The 3,914-nt window shown below is 74.2% G+C and carries 6 protein-coding genes; 1 reads left to right on the top strand and 5 read right to left on the bottom strand.

What is annotated here, in order from left to right:
* Positions 1-50 precede the first annotated feature (50 nt).
* The 5 genes from otsB to BKE38_RS24775 all read right to left on the bottom strand — a co-directional run bounded on the left by otsB (position 51) and on the right by BKE38_RS24775 (position 2,394).
* The gene (gene otsB, locus BKE38_RS24795) at positions 51-770 is read right to left on the bottom strand and encodes a trehalose-phosphatase (protein WP_076959894.1); all 720 of its coding nucleotides are present in this window, start codon (positions 768-770) and stop codon (positions 51-53) included.
* Between the two features lie 77 nt (positions 771-847).
* Positions 848-1,240, bottom strand: coding sequence for a DUF2155 domain-containing protein (locus BKE38_RS24790; RefSeq protein WP_242662564.1), 393 nt, complete (start codon positions 1,238-1,240; stop codon positions 848-850).
* Positions 1,237-1,470, bottom strand: coding sequence for a hypothetical protein (locus BKE38_RS24785; protein WP_076959893.1), 234 nt, complete (start codon positions 1,468-1,470; stop codon positions 1,237-1,239). The genes BKE38_RS24790 and BKE38_RS24785 overlap by 4 nt, the downstream gene beginning before the upstream one ends.
* A complete protein-coding gene (mlaD, locus tag BKE38_RS24780) occupies positions 1,467-2,033 on the bottom strand; it encodes an outer membrane lipid asymmetry maintenance protein MlaD (protein ID WP_242662563.1) in 567 nt (188 codons plus the stop codon). The genes BKE38_RS24785 and mlaD overlap by 4 nt, the downstream gene beginning before the upstream one ends.
* A gap of 4 nt (positions 2,034-2,037) precedes the next feature.
* A complete protein-coding gene (locus tag BKE38_RS24775) occupies positions 2,038-2,394 on the bottom strand; it encodes an NADH-ubiquinone oxidoreductase subunit NDUFA12 family protein (RefSeq protein ID WP_076959892.1) in 357 nt (118 codons plus the stop codon).
* 349 nt (positions 2,395-2,743) lie between these two features.
* Between BKE38_RS24775 and BKE38_RS24770 the strand changes: the two genes are divergently transcribed.
* Positions 2,744-3,914, top strand: a 1,171-nt coding sequence (locus tag BKE38_RS24770; RefSeq protein ID WP_076959891.1) for a hypothetical protein, incomplete at its 3' end; no start/stop codon positions are given.

The following is a 3,914-nucleotide window of genomic DNA, read 5'->3' as shown; positions in this document are numbered from 1 at the left end:
GGCATCGTCGGGCTGCGGCGGCGGGGCGGGCAGGCGGGGAAACGGGTCGTTCATGCCGCGCGCAGCCCGACGATGCCCTCGAGCCAGTCATGCACGGCGGCAGGGCCGGGGAAGGCGTCGGGGATCAGGTAGCCGGTGCCGCCCAGTTCCTCGCAAGCCTCGATGCCGAAGCGGTCGGTGACGTCGTCGCCGATGAAGATCGGCTGGCGGCCGGCGAAGGGGGCGTGGCGCATCAGCCAGCGCACCGCCGAGCCCTTGTCGAGGCCGCGCGGGCGCAGCTCGGCCGCGGCATGGGCGGGCATGACCTGGAAGGGGCTGCCCTGGGCGAGGTCCTGCAGGAAGGCGGTCGCCGCCGGCCCCTTGTCCTGGCAGCTGCGGAAATGCAGGACGAAGCCGTATTTCTTCGGCTCGTAGAGCAGACCTTCCGCCACGGCATAGGCCTGGGTCGCGTCGCGCCAGGCCTCGGGCGGCGTCGGCGGCATGGGCATCGGCGGGATGTCGGCACCGGGCAGCAGGGAGGCGTCGATGATCATGCCATGCTCGGCGGCATAGGCGACCGGCGGCTCGCGGGTCAGCGCGCGCGCCACGGCTAGGCCGCGGCCGGTGACGATGGCGACGGCGCCGCCCAGCCGGTCGGAGAGGCGGGCCAGCAGGCCAGGCAGATGCGGCGGCACGACCACCGCGTCGGGGCGCGGCGCGATCTCGATCAGGGTGCCGTCGAGGTCGAGGAAGAGAGCGGCCCGGGCGGCGGGCAGGGGTGGAAGCTGCATAGAAGCAGGATAGGGAGCCCTGGCCCCGTTTCCACCCCTTCGCCGGTCAGACTGCCGTGTCCTTTGGCGTGTCCCGGTTACTTACATTCCAGGACGCGCAGGTCGTAGACCGGGTGCTCCAGCATCGAGACGCCGGGGGCATTGGCGAACATCCAGCCGCGGAAGGCCGGGGTGCCGTTCGGGTCGTTGCGGGTGTCCAGCACCTCGAGCCAGGCGGCGGCGTCGGGCACCTCTTCCGGCGGGCGGGCGTTGCAGGCCCGCACCGTGACCGAGAGGGTGCCGAAGCGGACCGGCTGGTTGACCGGCGCATCGACGATGGTGATGCGGGCGGTGACCTTGTCCAGCGCCTGCAGCTGGGCGGTGCGCTTGGCCACCCAGCCGGGCTCCTGCTGCGCGGCGGCCGGGACCGCGGCGAGGGTGGCCAGCAGGGGGGCGGCGAGCAGGGCGGGCACGACGAGCCAGCGAGTCACGCGGCGGAACCCTTCTTCGCCAGCTTCGGCGCCGGGATTTCGAGAACCATCTGCGCCAGGATGCGGCGCATCGCGGCCTCGTCCACGCCCATCAGCACGGCATCCTCCAGCAGGTCCTGCAGCATGGTGGCGGCCTCGCGGTGGTTCTCGGCCAGCACCTTCAGCTTTTCCCGGCAGGCCAGCGGCTGGCCGTCCGCGCCGGGCCAGCCGGCCGGCGGGGCGAAGCTCATGGCCGCGCCGGAGCCGGGGTGGCGGGCGCCGGGGTGGCCGGGGTTGCCGGCGTGGCGCCGCCCTCGTTGCGCTGGGCATTGGCCGAGGTCAGCTCGGTCACCGAGAAGATGAAGCGGCCCAGCAGCGATTCGAGGCTGACCGCCGACTGGGTGATGCCGATCTCGGCGCCGTCGCGCAGCATGGCGTCGGCGCCACCCGGGACCAGCGCCACATACTTGCCGCCCAGCAGGCTTTCCGAGGTGATCTCGGCCGAGCTGTCGGTCGGCACGTCGATGCCGCCATCGACGCGCAGCTTCAGCACGGCGAGGTAGGTCTTCGGGTCGATGCGCTGGTCGACGACGCTGCCGACCTTGACGCCGCCGATGCGGACATCGGCGCCGGCGCTCAGCCCGTCGATCCGGTCGAACTTGGCGGTCAGGGTGATGCCGCCGCCACCGGTGCCGAAGCTGCGCCCCGACTGGCCGATGGCGAAGACCAGGAAGAAGGCGGCGACGGCCAGCACCACCGCGCCGGTCAGCACCTCCGCCAGATTGCGGCCCTGCGTCATCATGCGTCCCGACACGTGATCAGCTGCCCGGGGTCCAGGCTTCGTAGTCCCCGGCCGTGGCCGGGCGCGGGCCGCCGGTGGCCGCCGGCGCCGCCGGGCGATAGGCCAGCGGCGTGCCGGTGCGGTTCGGCGTGTGCTCCTGCTGCCAGGCGTGGCGCTTGGTCTCGGAGAGCGGCGCGTCCGTCACATGATGCAGCCAGCAATGCCACTCGGCCGGCACCATGGTCGGGTCGGCCTCGCCCTTGTACAGGACGAAGCGGCGCTTGCGGCCATAGCCGAGCCAGCTCTTGCGGCTCTCGTAATAGCTGTTGCCGAAGCGGTCGGTGCCGATCTTGCTGGCTGAAAAGCCAGTGGTCAGCCGCTGCAGGAAGGACATGTCTCGGTCAGTTCCATCAGGCTGGGGGGGAACGGCCCGCAGGGGGAGCGGGCTGCCGCGATGCACATATGGGGCGCCCGGCCCCGAAGCGGTAGCCTGCCAGCATCCTCTGGCCGCTTCCTTCGCACATGCGGCGCCCGAGGGGAAGGCGAGGCCGTGGTCCAGCCACGATCCCGCACCATGACAGCCTTGTGTGCCGGACACAGCCGGCGCCAGTGCCTCGACCGACAAGCCGGCCGCGAAATCAACGCCAAGCCCGTGTTTTGCCGCCTGCCCCGCCTTTCGCAGGGCGCGGCCTGCCGCTACCTTTTGGACCATGGCACGGATTGCAGGCACTCCCTGGGAAGGCATGGCGCTGCGGCGCACGCGGGCATCGGCGGACCCCGATTCCCCGCCACGGGCGATCGCCCTGCCGGCCACCTGGGAGCAGAGCGCGGCCGAGGCGCTGGCCTGCCTGTCGCCCGGGCTGGGTCCGGTCTCGCTGCCCAGCCTGGCCGAGGGCTGGATCGCCCGCCTCTCGGCCCGCGCCGTGCAGCTCGGCATCCTCGAAGCCATCGACGCCGTGGCCCTGGCCGAGTCGCTGCGCCAGCTGGTGATCACCCGCCGCGGCGCCCCCGGCGCCTCGACCTGGCGCGGCGACGCCAAGGTCGAGCCGCGCTTCGTGCTGAACCTGCCGGCCTTCCTGGATTCCGCCGGCGGCTTCGACGCGGCCGGCTATGCCGCGGCCGTCGGCACCGGCGTGCAGGCGCTGGAGGTGCTGACCGGCGGCCGCGCGCAGCGGCTGCGGCTGGGCTTCGCCGACCTTTCGGCGCTGCTGGCCGCCTGCGGCCTGGCCTATGATTCGCCCGCCGCCCGCGACGTCGCCAATGCGCTGTCCGCCCTGACCCGGGGTGCCGCCGAGCAGGCCAGCGCGCGCCTCGCCGAGAAGCACGGCGCGCGCGAGCCCGCCGCCCTGCTGTGGCCGGCGCCGCCCGCCCGCTGCGCCATCCCGGGCCTGGCCGTCGCCGCCCGCCGCGCGCTGGACGCCGCCGGCGCGACGCAAGGGCTGCGCCACCATGGCAGCTTCGCCCTGACCGCGGCGGACGCCGCCGAGGCGCTGCTGGGCTGCGAGACCGGCGGCCTGGCCCCGGCCCAGGGCGCCACCCGCCTGATGCAGGACGAGGACGGCCGCGTCGCCGAGCGGCCCACCGCCGCCGCCCGCCGCGCTGGCCTGCTGCAGGGCGAGCGCGAGGCCGAGGCGCTGCTGGCCCCGGTCACCGACAAGGCGCGGGAGGCGATGGAAGCCGCCATCCGCCCCTACCTCCACGCCGCCGCCCCGGCGCCGCTGGCCCGGCCCGAGCCCGCCCGCCCACTTCCGCCGCCGCGCCCCGCCGTCGCCGCCCGCGGCAATGTCTGGCGCGTCGTGGTCGGCGGCCACCGCGTCCTGCTGCGCACCACCGAGGCGGCCGACGGCAGCCTGATCGAGGTCGGGCTGTCGATGGGCAAGGAGGGCGGCAAGGATGGCAGCGCCCTGCGCGGCC

This window comes from Teichococcus deserti (assembly GCF_001982615.1).
GTDB classification, from domain to species: Bacteria; Pseudomonadota; Alphaproteobacteria; order Acetobacterales; family Acetobacteraceae; genus Pseudoroseomonas; species Pseudoroseomonas deserti.
Note: the sequence above shows the minus strand (reverse complement) of the source record. Positions and strands in the feature narration are given on the sequence as shown.